The 15,668-nt window shown below is 70.8% G+C and carries 11 protein-coding genes and 3 pseudogenes; 4 read left to right on the plus strand and 10 right to left on the minus strand.

From position 1 onward, the window contains the following. The first annotated feature begins 40 nt into the window (after positions 1 to 40). Together ACIPUC_RS13985 and ACIPUC_RS13990 are read left to right on the plus strand one after the other, a co-directional pair. A pseudogene (locus ACIPUC_RS13985) lies at positions 41 to 866 on the plus strand (IS5 family transposase). 15 nt (positions 867 to 881) lie between these two features. Then, positions 882 to 1,190, plus strand: a pseudogene (locus tag ACIPUC_RS13990) (IS481 family transposase); the annotation flags it as partial. 6 nt (positions 1,191 to 1,196) lie between these two features. Here the strand turns inward: ACIPUC_RS13990 and ACIPUC_RS13995 are convergent. Next, positions 1,197 to 1,703 (minus strand): DoxX family protein, encoded by a 507-nt coding sequence (locus ACIPUC_RS13995; protein ID WP_446589464.1) that lies wholly within the window; start codon positions 1,701 to 1,703, stop codon positions 1,197 to 1,199. A 381-nt stretch (positions 1,704 to 2,084) separates the two neighbouring features. On the opposite strand from ACIPUC_RS13995, the gene ACIPUC_RS14000 reads away from it, so the two are divergent. Beyond that, positions 2,085 to 2,756 carry a MerR family transcriptional regulator gene (locus tag ACIPUC_RS14000; RefSeq protein ID WP_446589465.1) on the plus strand — a complete coding sequence of 224 codons (672 nt, stop codon included), beginning with the start codon at positions 2,085 to 2,087 and terminating at the stop codon, positions 2,754 to 2,756. A 454-nt stretch (positions 2,757 to 3,210) separates the two neighbouring features. Here the strand turns inward: ACIPUC_RS14000 and ACIPUC_RS14005 are convergent, their stop codons facing one another. Beyond that, complete coding sequence (locus tag ACIPUC_RS14005; protein WP_446589466.1) at positions 3,211 to 4,242, minus strand: hypothetical protein; 1,032 nt, start codon at positions 4,240 to 4,242, stop codon at positions 3,211 to 3,213. 303 nt (positions 4,243 to 4,545) lie between these two features. Here ACIPUC_RS14005 and ACIPUC_RS14010 point away from each other — a divergent pair, with 303 nt between their 5' ends. Next, positions 4,546 to 4,968, plus strand: coding sequence for an acyl-CoA thioesterase (locus ACIPUC_RS14010; protein WP_446589467.1), 423 nt, complete (start codon positions 4,546 to 4,548; stop codon positions 4,966 to 4,968). Positions 4,969 to 5,154: 186 nt separating this feature from the next. Here ACIPUC_RS14010 and ACIPUC_RS14015 read toward each other — a convergent pair whose 3' ends face one another. The 8 genes and pseudogenes from ACIPUC_RS14015 to ACIPUC_RS14050 form a co-directional block, all read right to left on the minus strand. Continuing rightward, positions 5,155 to 5,595 (minus strand): VOC family protein, encoded by a 441-nt coding sequence (locus ACIPUC_RS14015; RefSeq protein WP_446589468.1) that lies wholly within the window; start codon positions 5,593 to 5,595, stop codon positions 5,155 to 5,157. 101 nt (positions 5,596 to 5,696) lie between these two features. Further along, positions 5,697 to 6,248: a hypothetical protein gene (locus ACIPUC_RS14020; RefSeq protein ID WP_446589469.1), complete on the minus strand. Its 552-nt coding sequence runs from the start codon at positions 6,246 to 6,248 to the stop codon at positions 5,697 to 5,699. A gap of 245 nt (positions 6,249 to 6,493) precedes the next feature. Beyond that, entirely contained in the window at positions 6,494 to 7,792 is a 1,299-nt protein-coding gene (locus ACIPUC_RS14025) for an MDR family MFS transporter (protein ID WP_446589470.1), read from the minus strand. A gap of 9 nt (positions 7,793 to 7,801) precedes the next feature. Beyond that, complete coding sequence (locus ACIPUC_RS14030; protein WP_446589472.1) at positions 7,802 to 9,676, minus strand: ABC transporter permease subunit; 1,875 nt, start codon at positions 9,674 to 9,676, stop codon at positions 7,802 to 7,804. A gap of 4 nt (positions 9,677 to 9,680) precedes the next feature. Then, entirely contained in the window at positions 9,681 to 11,189 is a 1,509-nt protein-coding gene (locus ACIPUC_RS14035) for an ABC transporter substrate-binding protein (RefSeq protein WP_446589474.1), read from the minus strand. Between the two features lie 158 nt (positions 11,190 to 11,347). Next, a complete protein-coding gene (locus ACIPUC_RS14040; protein ID WP_446589476.1) occupies positions 11,348 to 11,932 on the minus strand; it encodes an ABC transporter ATP-binding protein in 585 nt (194 codons plus the stop codon). After that, positions 11,929 to 12,682, minus strand: a pseudogene (locus ACIPUC_RS14045) (FecCD family ABC transporter permease); the annotation flags it as partial. The pseudogene ACIPUC_RS14045 and the gene ACIPUC_RS14040, both read right to left, overlap by 4 nt. Before the next feature lie 46 nt (positions 12,683 to 12,728). After that, complete coding sequence (locus ACIPUC_RS14050) at positions 12,729 to 15,590, minus strand: peroxidase family protein (protein WP_446589477.1); 2,862 nt, start codon at positions 15,588 to 15,590, stop codon at positions 12,729 to 12,731. Positions 15,591 to 15,668: the final 78 nt, after the last annotated feature.

The raw sequence follows: 15,668 nt of genomic DNA on the forward strand, positions 1-15,668 counted from the left end.
GTTTCCTTCGGATCATCTGATCGTTGGTTGATGTGTGTAGTTGACTGACGCGCAGTGGGCGCGGGTCGAGCCGTTACTGCCGGAGCGGACGCCTCGGCGGGTGGGCGGTGGCGTGATCACCGGCAGGTGATCGACGCGATCGCCTTCAAGTACCGCACCGGGACGCCCTGGATGGACCTTCCCGAGCGCTTCGGGTCGTGGAAGGGCGCCCACAACCGGCTACGGATGTGGGCCGCCGACGGCACGTGGGAGAAGGTCTTCACCGCCCTGCTCGCCCAGGCCGATGCCGAAGGGGACCTCGACTGGGTCGTCGCGGTCGACTCCACGATCGTCCGTGCCCACCAGCACGCCGCCGGGGCCCGCCAAAAGGGGCCCCGGCCGGCGAGCCCGCCGACCATGCCCTCGGACGGTCCCGCGGCGGACTGACCACGAAGATCCACCTGGCCGCCGACAATCGCTGCCAGCCGCTGGCTTTCGTGATCACGCCAGGACAGGCCGGTGAGGCGCCCGCGTTCCTGCAGATCATGGCCCGGATCCGGGTTCCCAGGCCGGTCGGCAGGCCACGGGCGACCCCGGACGACAAGGCGTACTCGTACCGCGCGATCCGTTCTCACCTGCGTCGGCGCGGGATCCGGGCGGTGATCCCGCAGCCCGCCGACCAGGCCGCCAACCGCAAACGCCTCGGCAGACGTGGCGGCAGGCCACCGGCCTTCGACCGCGAGGCCTACAAGCAACGGAACACCGTCGAGCGCTGCATCAACAAGCTCAAGCAATGGCGCGGCCTGGCCACCCGCTACGACAAGACCGCCACCATCTACCTCGCCGGACTCCACCTCGCCGCCATCCACGTCTGGTCAGCCAGGTGATCCGAAGGAAACGGCCTGGGCCTGCAGGCCTCGACCGTGCACCGGATCCTTCTCCGGCACGGCCTGAACCGACTGGCCTTCACGGGCGGCCCACCAGTCAGGTCATCCGCCGCTACGAACGCGCCCGGCCGGGCGAGCGGATCCACATCAACATCAAGAAGCTGGGCAACATCCCCGACGGCGGCGCCTGGCGCATGGCGGGCCGGGCGGCCGGCGGCCGCAACCGTCAGGCTTACAGCGAGGTCCTGCGCGACGCAACTCCAGCACACCGCCATCGCCTTCTGGCAGCGTGCCAACGCCTTCTTCGCCGGGAACGGGATCACTGTCGAGCTAACCAGGCACTCCGTCGGCCCGGCGGGCGGCGACGGCACGCGCCGGGACGTAGGCCCACAGCGCGACGCCGATGAAGATCACCTGCTCGGGAATCCTGAACCAGAGCGGCGTCGCCGGCTCCCCGTTGAACGGGATGTGCTCGACGGCCGCGTGGATGTTGGCCGGGAGCATCAGGACGAACAGCGCGGCGAGGCCGAGCCCGGCCGTCGGCCGGGTGGCCTCCCGGACGAGTCCGGCTGCGCCGAGGAGTTCCAGGACGCCCGTCGCATAGACCGCGAGGCGGGGGAACGGCACGAACGGCGGGACCATCGCGACCAGGTCGTGGTGGCCGGGCATGGGGCCGAGGGCGGACGGGACGAAGTGCGCGCTCGCCGTAAACACCAGCATGACCGCGAGGCCGTGCAGGACGGACACCCGCCAGGTCGCGAACCGCCCGACGCCGAACACGCCAAGCAGCCGGAACAGCACGGAGGGAACGGCGATGAGCATGAGCGTGCCGAACATGGGAGGAGAACCCTTTCGGTAGGTCGGTCGTGTTCAAGCCGCGGTGAACAGACCCGCGTCGTACGCTCGGCGGGCGGACATGAAAAGGCCGTCAGGTTCGGCCGGACCGCCGTCCTCGACGACCTGCCGCGCGGGGACCGGTGACGTCGAGCCGCATCTTGGGTCGGTGTCGGCGCACGTGGAGAGCGCGCGGTCCTGCCAGACGGAGAGGGTGTAGAAGACCCGCCGCAGAGGTTGCGCGATCAGCGAGGCGCGGGGTTCGGGGTGATCCAGCCTAATGCGGGCACGGCGAGGGGCCCCCTTCGGGAGGGTGAGCGGATAGGTACCGCAGCAGAATGGATAATAGCGTTATCCACTATCCGTTGCCGAGGAAGTGAGTGAATGAAGGTCTCCGAGCTCAGTCGTCGCACCGGCGTACAAGTGCCCCTGATCAAGTACTACTTGCGTGAAGGGATGCTGCCCCCGGGGCGGGCCACCGCGTCCAACCAGGCCGACTACGGCGAAGACCACGTGCACCGGCTCCGGTTCATCCGCACCCTGATCGGGGCGCGCGGCCTGTCGGCCGGCGCGACGAAGGAGATCCTGGACGCGATCACCGCCGAACAGGAGGATCTGCATCAGGTCTTCGGGATAGTGCTGGGCGTGCGTCCGACCAAGAAGGAAGAGGACGCCGGCACGGAACGGCCCTCGAGGGAGCCGGAGCCGAGGGGTCTGGCCGACGCACGCAAGCTGATCGCCGAGATGGGGTGGGAAGTGTCCCCGGGCAACCCGGCCGCGCACACCCTGGCAGAGGTCGTGACCGCACTCGCCGACCTGGGCGTGGACATCGACTGGCGCGGCCTGCTGCCCTACGCCCGACTCGCCGACAGCATCGCCGACGTGGACGTGCAGCAGATGCGCGGTGAGCGCGACCTGCTGGCCCAAGCCGAACGGGCCGTTGTGGTCTCGATCCTCCTCGAACCAGCCCTGCTGGCCCTGCGCCGACTAGCCCAGGAAGCCAAGTCGGCCCAACACTTCGGCCGCGGCCGGCCCGGCGAGGCCAACTCGACATGAAAGTAGGGGGCTGGCACAGGAAGTGTGCCGACCCACCGGTCAACGTCACCCGGTCGTCCCGTTGGCCAGCTGCCAAATCGTCCCCGGACCGCCAGTAGACCGCAGCGCCACCGAGCCCGCGGCCGCCAGCGCCAACGCTGATCGGTACACGAGAGACGCCTGCCAACAACGTTGGCTAGGGCGGATTGCTCGGTGGGGGCGGGCTGCGGTGGTGAACTGGCGCCACCGGCACGGCGATTTCCCGGACGTGGTGGGCGGCACGGAGGTGATCCGGAGTTCGACGAGCCGGCCTGCCGGGGGGCCGGACCACGAACGGCCACGGCATCGAACTGTCGCTGCGCCCCGGCTGGTACTCCGGCAAGCCGACCCTCCTCGCCGACCGAGGATGCGTAGGCCACCAGGGCTGACCTGCTGGACTGGGAGTAGCGCGAGCGTCGAAGCGGCCGCGCACCGCTCAGTCCTCCCAGTCCTCGTCGTCGCCGCCGCGCATGGTGCGCCATCCCTCGAGGTTTTGCAGCGCCGCCCGCGCCAACTGGGCGTACTGCACCGGGCACTCCCACAGCTCGCGGGCCGAGAGCTCGGCGGGCACGGGGGTGTCGGGGTGGTCCTCCGGCGCGTACAGGTGGACCACCGCGCGGTACCGGGACTGCACGTTGGAATCGGCGCTGGACCAGGGGTGCTGCGGATGCTCGCAGGAGACGTCCAGGTCGATGGTGGCGAGCGCGGCGGCCAGGTCGCGCGCGTACGAGGGCGGCAGACCCTCGTACGTCTGGGCGATGCCCATCCACAGGCACAGGAACAGGCCGATCCGCTCCTCGTCCCGCACCTGTCCGGTGAGCCAGCGGCGGGCGGACCACAGGGCGACCGGGCCGGTGTTGTCCTCCCAGCTACGCCTGATCGCCTCCTGCATGGCGACGACGTCGAGGCGGCCGTCGTCCCGGACGAACTGCGCGTCCAGATGGGAGACGTCGATGCCGCCGAAGAGCTCCCGGTGCGCCTCGTGCAAGCGGACCAGGGCCTCATCGGCGAGGTCCGCGAGGAACCCCTCGCAGTCGAACACCGCCGACTCCTCTTCGTCGAGACCGTAGTCCTCGGCGAAGGCGGCCCGTCCGGCCTCGGTCAGCATGCTCACCCCCGCCTCGACCTCGTACTCCGAGTCCAGTCGCGCGGGGTGGGCGCCGGCCGGGCAGGTGCAGGAGGCCCGGTCCAACTGCGCACGGAACCCGTCCAGGGCCTGTATGTACGACGCGACCAGGGACTTGCTGAAGATGCGTGCGCAGACGTACCAGCAGGTGGCATGCAGGAGGAGCGTGTACCCGGTTCGCTCCCGGTGGCCCGCCGGGGTGGCGACGCGGCCGAGCGCCTCCGCCGCGTCGTCGGCGAGGACGGCAAGGGTCGATTGGGGATCCGCATAAGGGTAGTCGCTGACGATCCCGGACAGGTCGGAGATCAGTTCGCGGTGGTCGGCAGGCAGCGTGGGCGTCACTTCATTCACATCCGTAACCGACGATTGCGCAGCTCGGACGGTTCCCGGCCCGCGCACGTGACCGATGGCGGGCGGCCCCGTCCTGAGGCCGGAGGGCGGGGAAGCAAGGCGCAGGACGTGCCGCGTCGCCTCGGGGATGGTGCGGCCACCGCTGAAGCGCCGGATACTGCCCGTCCTCTCACGCAAGGGCGCCCCGAACAGCCACACGTGATCAGGACACGAGCTCGTAGCGCGTGGAATACCGAACTGCGTTGCCCGGTTGGACCAGTGAGCAAGCGCTCAGCCGAGAACGAAGGGGACACCGTGGCAGAGCCGTTTTCCGTGCGCATCGAGGTACGTGGATACGAGACCGACTCGCAGGGACACCTGAACCAGTCTGTGTACCTGCAGTACGCCGAGCACGCGCGCTGGTCGATGCTGCGGCATGGCGGGATCGACCAGCGCGACCTTTTGGAGAAGGGCGTGGGCCCGGTCGTCCTGGAGACGAACATCCGGTATCTGGGGGAGCTGCGAGCAGGCGACAACGTGGAAGTGGACTGCAGGTTCCTGTGGGGCGAAGGCAAGACGTTCCGCATCGAGCAGCGGATCCGCAAGGCCGACGGCACCCCGTCGGCCGAAGTTGCCGCCGTCGGCGGCCTGTTGGACCTCAAGGAGCGCAAACTGGTCGCTGACCCGCGCGAGTACTTCAGGGCGCTCGCTGCGGACGCACGCGCCTTTGGCCTGTAGGCGCCGCGCGACCAGCGGAATGCTGACGAAAAAGGCGAGTGTCTGGCTGACGGCGTCGGCATTGGCCGCAGCCGTGATGAGCTGGAGCGGCCAGGCGGGTCACGTCACGGGTTAGCAGCTCCCGGCTCATCGGGCGGTTCAGAACCTCGATGATCTCGTTCGGCTGCATGGTTCGGTCCCTCCTTCTCAGCGCAGTTGCTCGGCCAGTCCGACGATGATGCCCTCCGGGCCCCGGAGGTAGCAGAGCAGATAGCTGTCCTCGAACCGGGCGATCTCACCGACGAGTTCGGCGCCGTGGGGGCGCAGGCGGGCAACGGTGTCCTCGATGTCGTCGACGGTGAACATGACGCGGTGCGTGCCCACAATGTTGTGCGGCCGGTTGCGCGGCCCGGCGCTGATCGCCGCGGGGCTGCGGTACTTCGCCAGCTCGAGCCGGCTGTGACCGTCCGGGGTCCGGACCATCGCGATGTCACAGCGGACGCCGTCGAGTCCGGTGCACTGGTCGGCGAAGGGGCCCTCGACCTGCGCCCTGCCCTCCAGCTCCATACCGAGTTCCACGAAGAACGCGATGGCGGCATCCAAGTCCTCGACGACGATGCCGACGTTGTCCATCCGCTGAATCGCCATGCTGGTTTCTCCTTCTTCCTCGTGCGGCCGGTGGTGGCCGCTGATGTCCCTGGGACGGAGCCGGTGCCATGCGGCGGTTTCGGCGGCGCCTGCGCAGCAGCTCAGGCGTCGTTGCGGAAGAGGAGGTCGTAGGGCATGTCTTCCTCGTCGTCGTCTTCCGCCGGGCTCGTCGGCAGGTAGTGCGGTGCGGTGCGGGCGGCTACCGCACGCAGCCGGGTCAGGGCTTCGCCTGCTGTCGGCCGCGCGAGGCCCAGGACGGCGAACGCACGGTCCCGGCGCTCGTCAATCCCAGGATGGTCCTCGCGGAGGGCTTCCTCGAGGTCGTCCACGGGATGGCCGTTGCCCAGGTCCTGCCAGTAGGGACAGGCGGTGATCAACGCGACGGCCTCGGCCAGGTCCGCGCCCATCAGCGTGGCTTCGCCCTCGGAACCGACGTAGAGCACGGGTCGCTGGGCTGCTCCCGGTTCCCCGCATAGGAAATACACGCCGCCTGAGCCGCAGCTGGCTATCGGGTACCGCGGCAGCCCGCCTGGCAGCTGAAAGTCCTCCCCGTGCTCCTCGCCACCGAGGGAGAAGCCGCCGGGCCAGGCCAGCAGCGCGGCGATGTCCGGATCGTTCCCGATCCGGTGGAGAAGGCCGTCCGATGTGATCATGACCGGCAACGTAACAGGAGCCTCTGACACCTGCGGCCGTCCGTGCGCCCGCCGGCAGGGAAACCGACGAGTTCAACACGGGATCACCACCGTTTCAGAGCCACAAAACCGCAGGTAGACGCATTGTGCCGATGACCGGTGGAGTTCCTCGTGCCGCTCGCCCTCGCCGCACCCGTCCGGGCCCCGCCGCGCGGCGCCGGAGTGAGCTGGCGCCGGAGAGAGCTTCAGGCGCCGGGCAGGAGCCGTCAGCGCGCCGGGACCCCGTCTTCCCCGCCTTCCGCGCCTTCCGGGCGATGAGGCAGCAGGGCCACAGCCAAGGCGGGCAGAGCTGCGAGGACGAGCCACGGTACGGCGGCCGGCAGGCCCAGGTCGAGCAGAAAGCCGGTGGCCGAGCTGCCGAGGAGGACGATGAGGCCGGAGACGGAGGACAGGGCGCCGGTGTAGAGGCCGAGGCGGCCGTCCTCGGCGAGGTCGGGCACCCACGCGCGGGCGGCCGGGACGATCAGCATCTGGCCCAGCGTGAGCAGGACGACGTACCCGGTGGCCGGCAGCAGCCCGACCATGCCCGTCCAGGCGGCGGGCCGGGCGGCGGCCACGACCGCGAATCCGGCGGCGATGAGCAGCAGGCCGACGGCCATGGAGCGGCGCAGGTCCAGCCGGTCGCCTGCCCAGCGGGTGACGGGGAGTTGAGCGCAAACGGCCAGGAGGGAGGCCAGGGCGAACAGCCAGGACAGCGCTGACTGGGAGCCGGTCGCGCGCTGCACCTCGTCGGGCAGGGCGAGATAGAGCTGGTTGTAGGCGAGCAGGTAGCTGCCGTAAGCGCAACACAGGGCGAGGAAGCGGCGGTTGCGGAGCAGCACGCGGAGTCCGCCATGTGCCCGGGTGCGGACCCGGCCGGGGATGTGCTGCGGCATCAGCCGGGCGTGCCCGGCGAGGACGAGGACGAAGACGGCCGCTCCGGCGAGGCAGGCGGTAGGGAAGTCCACGGCGAGCAGCAGGGCGCCGAGCAGGGGGCCGACGAAGGCGCCGGCCTGGCCCGCCGCCGAGAACAGCGCCAGTACCCGGGTGCGCGGCCCGTGGCCCGCTTGCTCCCACACCACGGCCTGCCGGGCCGCCTCCGACTCCACGGCCGGGGAGAACAGGGCGGCGGCGAAGCCGATCAGCAGGACCGCGCCGATCACGGCCCAGGTCTCCTCCGCGTACCCGAGCCAGGCGAAGCCGGCGACGCGCAGCGCGCAGCCGGCGAGGACGATGGGCCGAACGCCGTAGCGGTCGACGAGCCAGCCGCCGACCACGAACAGGCCCTGTTGGCTGAAGGTCCGCAGGCCGAGGACGAAACCGACCATCCAGCCCGCCATGCCGATCGCGGTGCCGAGGTGTTCGGCGAGGAACGGCAGGACGGCGTAGAAGCCGATGTTGAAGGCGAGCTGGGTCAGGATCAGCAGCTTCGGGACCGGTGACAGGTTCTTCCAGGTCCGCTCGCGCGGAGACTTCGGGGCCCCGGCGGGCCGCCGGGGCAGGACGCGGGAGAAGAGGGCGGTCATCGAGGTCCGTCAGTCGGCGGGGTGAGTGAGCACGGGCGTACGGGGCGGCGCGGGGACCGCCTGCTCCGTCTCCGCGGGACGTTCTTGAAGCGCTGTCGGGCGCGCTCCCGGCGGCCGTCGCAGGCGCGGCACGCGCACCCCGCCCGTCGCGGTCACCGCCAGCGCGCCGAGCAGGGCGAGGACGGCGGCCGGGCCGAGGACCGCCCACGGCGCGCGTTCGGCGTAGGGCTGGTTCTCGGCGAGCAGCAGACCCCATTCGGGGGACGGCGGCTGGGAGCCCAGGCCGAGGAAGCCGAGCGCGGCCAGGGCGAGCGCGATGCCGGGCAGTCGGAGCAGCGCGTGGCGGGCCACGGGCGGCAGGACGGCCGGGAGCAGCCCGCGGGTGAGCAGGTACCACTCGCCCGCGCCGAGCGCGCGGGTGGCGGTCAGATGGGTGGTGGCGCGTTCCTGCCGCAGCAGCGCTGAGGCGTGGGTGGCCAGCGGTGACCAGGCGACGGCGGCGACCGCGAGAGCGGGCGTCCACGGGCCGCTGCCCGCGATGCCGGTGACGAGGAGGGCCGCCAGGACGGGCGGTACCGCGTTGACGGTGTCGGAGAGCGGCGCGGACAGCCGGGGCAGCAGGCCCAGCAGCACGCCGACGACCAGGGCGGCGGCGCTCACCGCCAGGGCGGTGCCGAGGGTGGTCAGTGCGCCGTGCGCGATGCGGGCCAGGATGTCCCGGCCGAGCGCGTCGGTGCCGAAGGGATGGGTGGGGGAGGGGGCTTGGAGACGGGCGCCGGTCTCCAGCGCGAGCGGGTCCCGCGGCAGGCCGAGGCCGATCACGGCGGCGAGCATCGCCCCGTACAGCAGGGGCAGCGTGCGGGGAGCGGGTGGGGTGGGCCTGTGCAGGGAGTGCAGGGCGCCGTCACGCAGCGCGGGTCCGATCAGCAGCCGGGCCGAGAGCCGGGCCAGAGCGCTGGCGATCGCGGCGAGCAGGACCAGGGCGAGGGTGCCGGTCTGCAGGACGGGCAGGTCCTGGGCGAGGGCGGCGAGCAGGGTGAGCCGGCCCAGGCCGGGGATGTCGTAGATCTGTTCCACGGCGACGGCGCCGCCGGTCAGGCCGACCACGAACAGGCCCAGGTTGGGCAGCACGCCGGGTACGCAGCGCCGCAGCGCTTGCCGGGCCACGGACCTGGGCGGGATGCCGCGCGCGGCGGCGGCCAGTGTCCACGGCTCGGCGAAGGCGCCGGGCAGCAGATCGTCCAGCATCCGCCCGAGGACCGCTCCGGCGGGCAGCCCGAGTGCCAGCGAAGGCAGCACCATCCACTGCGGCCCGTACCAACCCAGGGCTGGCAGCCAGCCGAGCTGCACCCCGATGACCGAGGCCAGCACGGAGGCGAGGAGGAACTCGGGCAGCGCGCCCAGCACCGCCGACCCCGTGCCGCCCGGCTTCCGCCCGCCCAGCCTGCGTCGCGAGCCCAGCCACAGCGTGCGGGCGCATACGGCGCCGGCCGTGCCTGCGGCGACCGCCAGGGCCCCGGCCATCAGCAGCAGGGAGGCACCGAGGGCTTGGACGACGGACGGCAGCACCTCGCCGCCGGAGATCCACGAGCGGCCCGCATCCCCGTGCAGCAATCCGCCGAGCCACCGTCCGAGCAAGGGCAACGGGCCATCTTCCAGCCCGAGTTGGTCTCGTACGGTCCGCAGCGCCTCGGGGGTGGGGTCGCTCTCCGCCGATCGCGCTTTGAGCACGGTCAGTGCGGGGTCCGTGCGCGACAGCCAGGGCAGCAGGCCGATTCCGCACACCAGGGCGGCGGTGAGCGCGCCCCGCCACACCAGTGTGAGCCCGCCGCCCCGCACGATGGCGCGCAGGGCGGCGGCAACGTCTTTCACCGCGTCGGCCATCGTGTCAGCGCCGCGTTCCCGTGCCGACGACGAGACGCTCGTACGGGTCCATCAGCGTGCCCTCCACCGAGGTGCCGATGCCCATGGCGACCTTCATGTGCACCAGCGGGACCACTGCGTCCGTGGCGAGGACGGCGGCTTCGGCCGCCATGACGGCGTCCTGGCGCTGTGCGGTGTCGGTGACGGACGCGGCCTTGGCGACGGCCTCGTCGACCGTCTTGTCGCACAGCTGGGACTGGTTGTTGCCGCCCCCGCAGGTGTAGTCGCTGGCGAGGAAGGTAACGGGGTCCCCGGTGTCCATCAGGACGCTGCGGGAGTAGACGGTGGCGTCGAACTTCCCGGCCAGCGCGTCGCTGTCGAACCGGGCCAGGTCACGGACCTCCAGCTTCACCGTGAACCCGGCCTTCTGCAGCTGCTGCTGCAGCACCTGGGCAACTTCCGGCAGCTCGGGCCGGTTGCTGTAGGTGGCGATCGTGACGGAGGCACCGTCCGGATCCGCGGCCTTCGCCCGTCCCTTCGGCTCGACCCGCTTGCCGGCCGCCCAGGAGAGCGCTGGGCCGTAGATGCCCTGGCCGGGCTCGGCGTAGCCCTCGTACACGTCCTTGGCGAGGACGGCGGGATCGATGGCCTCCCGGGCGGCGGCCCGCAGCCCCGGATCGGCGAACGGGCCGGACTTCGTGTTCAGATTCAGCACGACGTTGCGCGCGGTCGGCTTCTCGTGGACCGTCTCCTTGTCCAGGGAGGCGATCTGGGCGACGGGCAGCGACTCCGCGATGTCCGTCTGGCCGGTGCGCAGTGCGTTGGCGCGGGCCGTGCCGTCGGCTATGAACTTGGCGTCGATGCCGGACGCTTGAGGGCGTCCGCCCCAGTAGCCGTCGAAGCGGTCCAGGGAGGCCGCCGTCTCGCCGGTGATCTTCTTGAGGGTGAACGGCCCGGTGGCGGTGCCGACCGGGTCCACGCTGCCCTGCTTCGCGTACGCCTTCGGGGAGAACACCGCCAGACGCGGATTGGACAGCCGCAGCGGGAGCACGGGGTCGGGGGCCTCGGTACGGACGCGCACCTGGTGGTCGCCCACCGCCTCGGCGGACAGCTTCACCCCGGACAGGGCGGCAGGCGCCGGCTCTGCCTGCGCGGCACGGGTGAGGGCGGTGACGACAGCGTCCGGGGTGACCTCGTCGCCGTCCTGGAACTTGGCGTCCTGCAGGGTGAACAGCCAACTGCGGCCGCCGTCCCCGCTGTTCCAGGACCGGGCGAGCGCCGGGGCCGCGAGGCCGTTGGCATCCAGCCGGGTCAGGCCCTCGGAGACGCCGAGCTTGGACAAGTGGTAGGCGTCCTCCCCGTACGGGGAGAAGTTCTCCCGGAGCGGGAACGCCATCGCCACGCGCAGCCGTGCGCCCTCTCCGGGACCGGAAGAGCCGGCGGACGAGGAGTTGCCGTCGCCGGAAGCGAAGCAACCGGTGAGCAGGGGAGCGAGGAGCAGGCCGGCTATGAGGCTACGGCGGAGTCTTCTCATGGTGCGCGTTCTCGTCTTCCAGTCGTGCCGATCAAGGGCGTCGACGAAAGAGTAAGCGATAATCGTTTTCATTTAAACCATCGCCGGTGCCCGGCCGTACGTGCACCGGCCGAAGCTGAGCGCCCCCGTCTCGGCGGCGACGCGCTCTCGATCGGTGGTCAGCCGGGCAGGAGTGTGCCGAGGAAGCGAATGTGCGGGCGGTCGCCGGGGCCGGCCCGGGTGACGGTGGCCCGTACGCCGTAGACCTCCGCGATCAGCGTCTCGGTCAGCACGTCCTGCGGGCTTCGGCAAGCCACCACACGGCCGCGTGCCAGCACCACGAGCTGATCGCAGTACATCGCCGCCAGGTTCAAGTCGTGCAGCGCGATCAATGTCCAAGTGATTGGTCGGTTCGTCCAGCAGTATCTCGCGGCGTGCGGGATGCGGCCGAGGCGTACGACGTCGATGACGGTCGGCACGACCTGCGTGTCGACCTGTTGCTCCACGACGGCAACGCGCCGGGCCACCTCCCGGCGTGCCACCTCGCCCAGCGGGCGGCCGTCGAGGGTGACGGCACCGGAATCCGGCACGGTGACGCCGGCGAGCAGGCGCAGCAGCGTGGATTTGCCCGAACCGTTCGGCCCGAGCAGGCCCGTGATGGTTCCGGGACGCGGCGTGAGGCTGACCGCGTCCAGGATCAGTGTGCCGCCGGCGGTGCGGGTGACGCGCTCGGCGCGCAGTCCGGCCTGCGAGGTTCCGGTCATCGTGGACTCCTGGTGCGGTACAGGACGAGGACGAACGCCGGGACGCCGATCAGCGAGGTCACCGCACCGACCGGCACCTCCTGCGGATCGAGGACCGTGCGGGCGAGGGTGTCGACCCATACCAGGAACACCGCCCCGGCCAGGGCGGTGACCGGCAGCAGCCGCGCGTGCCCGGGCCCGGTCAACGCGCGTGGGCGCGTGCGGCAGTACGACGCCGACGAAACCGATCGCCCCGGCCGAGCTGACCCGCGCGGCCGTCAGCAGCGCGGTCACGCACAGCAGTACCAGCCGGGTGCGCGCCACCGAGACCCCCAGGCTCGCGGCCGCGTCCTGCCCGAACGCGAACTCGTCCAGGGTCCTCGCGTACCCGGCGCAGACCAGCAGAGCCGCCACCAGAACCGCCAGGCACACCCACACGTCGGTCCAGCCGGCCCCGCTCAACGAGCCGAGCAGCCAGAACAGCACCCCGCGCGTGGTCTCAGCCACGGCCGCGGTCATCACGACGAAGGACGTGAGCGCGGAGAAGAGCTGCATCGCCGCGCCCCCGGACAACACCACCCGATCCGTCGCGCCGCCCAGGGTGCGGCTCAGCAGCAGCACGAGCGCGAACGAGCACACCGCGCCCAGGAAGGCGCCCCCGGGAACCGACAGGGCTCCGCCGCCGACACCGAGCACGACGACGACCGCGCCGGTCGAGGCCCCGGACGAGACGCCCAGGACGAAGGGGTCGGCAAGCGGGTTGCGCAGGAGCAGCAGCGACAACGGCCTCTGGCCTTGTTCGCAGGCCAGCGCCCTCTCAGCCGCGACCGCCTTCGGCTCCCTTCGCCGTAGCCAGGCGCCAGGGCGCGAACGCGCTGGCTGTGCGTGGCAGGAAGCTCGCCAACTCGGGGCAGTGCCGCACCACCACGCTGGTCATGCCATTGCGCTCGATCCAGTCGATGCCCAAGGGGGTGTACACCTCGGGCCGGTAATCGACCGTGAGGAAGCGATCGCTCTGCAGGCGGCGGGTCGCCATCAGGATGAAGATGCGGAATGCGGTGTCGCTGAAGCCGAAGCCCTGGGGTGGGTTCTCGGCGAAGAGACCGACCATGGTGTCGATCTCGTCGACATCGCGGTAGACCTCCTTCAAGCGTGCGACCGTCTCCGCATCGGAAGACACATCCTCGAACCGCCGCACGCGCGGCTTGTGCAGGCCCGCCCGGAAGTCGTTGTAGCGCGGTACACCGCGGCGCCGGGTGCGCACCAGGTCGACCACCGACAGGTCGATGATCTCGCCGTCCCGCTCGAACGCTTGCAGGGAGCGGGGATAGTTGTGCAGGGTGATCGCGCCGGGATGGGCGATGCCGAGCGAGTACAGCGAATTGGCCAGGCCGGTCTTGCGGATGAGCGCTTCCGCAGCGGGACCCTGGACGTCGTTGAAGCCGAGGGTGTCCAGACTCCGGCCGAGCCGGTGGTCCACGATCTCGAAGTCGTCGGGGAGCAACGGGTGCATGCGGTAGACGGTGACGAAGTCCTCGGTGAGCGAGTACGGAGCGGCATGGTGGTCGGGCTGGGTCTCGGGGATGCCGGTCAGTGAGTGGGCCTCGAAGAGCCACAGTCCCAACTGTTCGAGCCACTTCTTCGGTGGCCCCTGCCAGTTGGTCTTCAGCCCGATGTCGATCACTTCGGTGGCGAGGATCGCGGGGGTCCACTCCACGGTGTGGATCTTCGCGATGAGAGCCGAGACGACCAGTCGCGCCGTGTGGTAGACACGGTCCTCGCCCAACCTCGGGTACTCCTGCCGCAGCGCTGCGCACACGGCGTTGTGCTCGCGGGCGAAAAGGGTCTGCATGGCGCTGAGGCCGTACCACCAGCTCTCCGCGAAGCCGGTGAGCGGGAGGCCGTCCGGCCCGGCCGGCAGGTGGCCGTCCTCCAGGCGAAGCGCGGCACCGCCGCCCGGCTCGCGCAGCGACTTTCCGGCGTCCTCGTTGCCGCCGTAGATTTCGGAGCCGTCCCACCAGTGGGAGGCCGAGTTGGCGAAGAGCGTCGGCGGACCCTTGCCGTCGGGCGGTTGGAGCCCCTCGTTCTCGGCGAAGCGCATGACCTTCTCTGGACGTCCGCCCGGCGTGTTCGTCCACGTGAGACCGGGAGGGAGCGGCACCTCGACGGAGTTCGTACCGGTGGGGTAGCGCTTGTGGTTGACCCAGTCGTGCACCTGGAACTGGATCCAGGCGGCGGCCAGGATGTTGAGGGAGCGCGCCGGGATGAAGACGTCGCGGTGCAGCAGCTCGCGACTGACAGTGACCGGGTTGGGTACGTCGAACAGCTCCGGTTGGTAGACGGGCGCGAGGTTGCGGCCGAAGGCGGACCCGACCGAGCCCATCTTCGGCGCGGACAGGTCGTTGTAGGTGCCGTCGTAGCTCCGTGCGAGCCGCACGTCTTCGTCGATGGGCTCGGGTACGGGCTGGACCCTGGGCGGAGCCTCGCGGGCCTCGGTGTCGATCAGGTTGTCCTGGCGCAACTTCTGCCGGAAAGCCACGAGGTTCAGCAGGCCGAGGCGTGTGGGCAGCCGGTGCCAGGGGACGAAACGGTTGAGACCGCGGAAGGCGGCGCGCAACGGCACGCCCAGTACGGCGTTGCGTCGGGGCTCGACGTTGGCGAAGCGGTGGCCCAGGCGGTGGGCACTGCTGGCCTCGTAGGCGACCTTGCGCGCACGGTTGAGGTTTCCGAGGGGCCGAAACTCCTCCGTCGTGTTCCAGGGGTTGAAGGCGAGCTGATCAACCCGTGCCGCTGTGGCGCGAGCCTCGGCGGAGCCGATGTCCTGGCGCGGGATGGTCAGCGTCGCCACCCGCACGAGGGGCGTGTCCGCCTCCTTCCACTCGGCTGCGCCGTCCTCGATGGGTGTTCGGCGGGCGTCCAGGTAGCGCTGGACGTACAGGTCGAAGACGACATCTGCCTTCTTCAGCCGCTGTCCGAGCTCGTGGTGCAGGTAATCGGGATCAGTGGCAGAAGGGGCGGGGGCCGGCGGAGCGTCGTCCGCGGGGCTCAGCTGGTAGCGCACCGGCCCCGCGTCACCCCACAGGATGGCGCCGCGGCTCCAGTACGTCTCCAGCGCCAGGCTGGGTACCGTGCGGCTCGTACCCGCACGCACGTTGCGCCGCATGCGTGCGGCCGTGGACCATCCGACCGTGAGCGGCAGGGTGACGAACAGCGCGAAAGCCTTCCGCGGTGTCGAGTCGGCGCCCGCCATTGCCTTCGCGAATTCGACGAACTCGCGCGCGTTCCTGGCATGCGAGACCGGATGGCTCGTCATGAGCAGGTCGTGCGCCTCGTCGGCTCCTGCCGCGATGCGCAAGGCCGCTCCGCGCAGGTCGGGGGCGTGGTCGGGCCGGCGGGCACCGTTCGCATTGGAGAGCCGCACGGTGACGGGGTACTCGGCGCCAGGTTGGGCGAAGCCGGTCCGCAGGTCGGGGGGCAGGTCGTCGACGAAGTTCAGTCGCGCGTTCTCCACGCCGAGAACGTCCTTGGCATGGAACGTCCGTGCGATGTCGGGGGCGCCACTGCGCTTCCTCGACTTGAGCTGGACCCGCATGAGCTCGCGGGCGAGCCGCTCGAAGATGAGCCGTTCCGCTTCCGGGTTGCCGCCCACGTAGTGCTCGTACTGCCTGATCTCGTCCATGTGTGCCTCTTCGCCAAGCGCACCTGCTGTCCGGATGCGTGCTGCCGGACGACGAGGCGACGCTGCACGGCTGCCCGA

The organism is Streptomyces sp. LARHCF249 (assembly GCF_052871255.1).

Bases quoted from the DNA above. Each gene is read 5' to 3' on its own strand.
- ACIPUC_RS13995 (WP_446589464.1), bottom strand. From the start codon at position 1,703: ATGTTCGGCACGCTCATGCTCATCGCCGTTCCCTCCGTGCTGTTCCGG.
- ACIPUC_RS14000 (WP_446589465.1), top strand. From the start codon at position 2,085: ATGAAGGTCTCCGAGCTCAGTCGTCGCACCGGCGTACAAGTGCCCCTG.
- ACIPUC_RS14015 (WP_446589468.1), bottom strand. From the start codon at position 5,595: ATGGCGATTCAGCGGATGGACAACGTCGGCATCGTCGTCGAGGACTTG.
- ACIPUC_RS14020 (WP_446589469.1), bottom strand. From the start codon at position 6,248: ATGATCACATCGGACGGCCTTCTCCACCGGATCGGGAACGATCCGGAC.
- ACIPUC_RS14025 (WP_446589470.1), bottom strand. From the start codon at position 7,792: ATGACCGCCCTCTTCTCCCGCGTCCTGCCCCGGCGGCCCGCCGGGGCC.
- ACIPUC_RS14030 (WP_446589472.1), bottom strand. From the start codon at position 9,676: ATGGCCGACGCGGTGAAAGACGTTGCCGCCGCCCTGCGCGCCATCGTG.
- ACIPUC_RS14035 (WP_446589474.1), bottom strand. From the start codon at position 11,189: ATGAGAAGACTCCGCCGTAGCCTCATAGCCGGCCTGCTCCTCGCTCCC.
- ACIPUC_RS14040 (WP_446589476.1), bottom strand. From the start codon at position 11,932: ATGACCGGAACCTCGCAGGCCGGACTGCGCGCCGAGCGCGTCACCCGC.
- ACIPUC_RS14050 (WP_446589477.1), bottom strand. From the start codon at position 15,590: ATGGACGAGATCAGGCAGTACGAGCACTACGTGGGCGGCAACCCGGAA.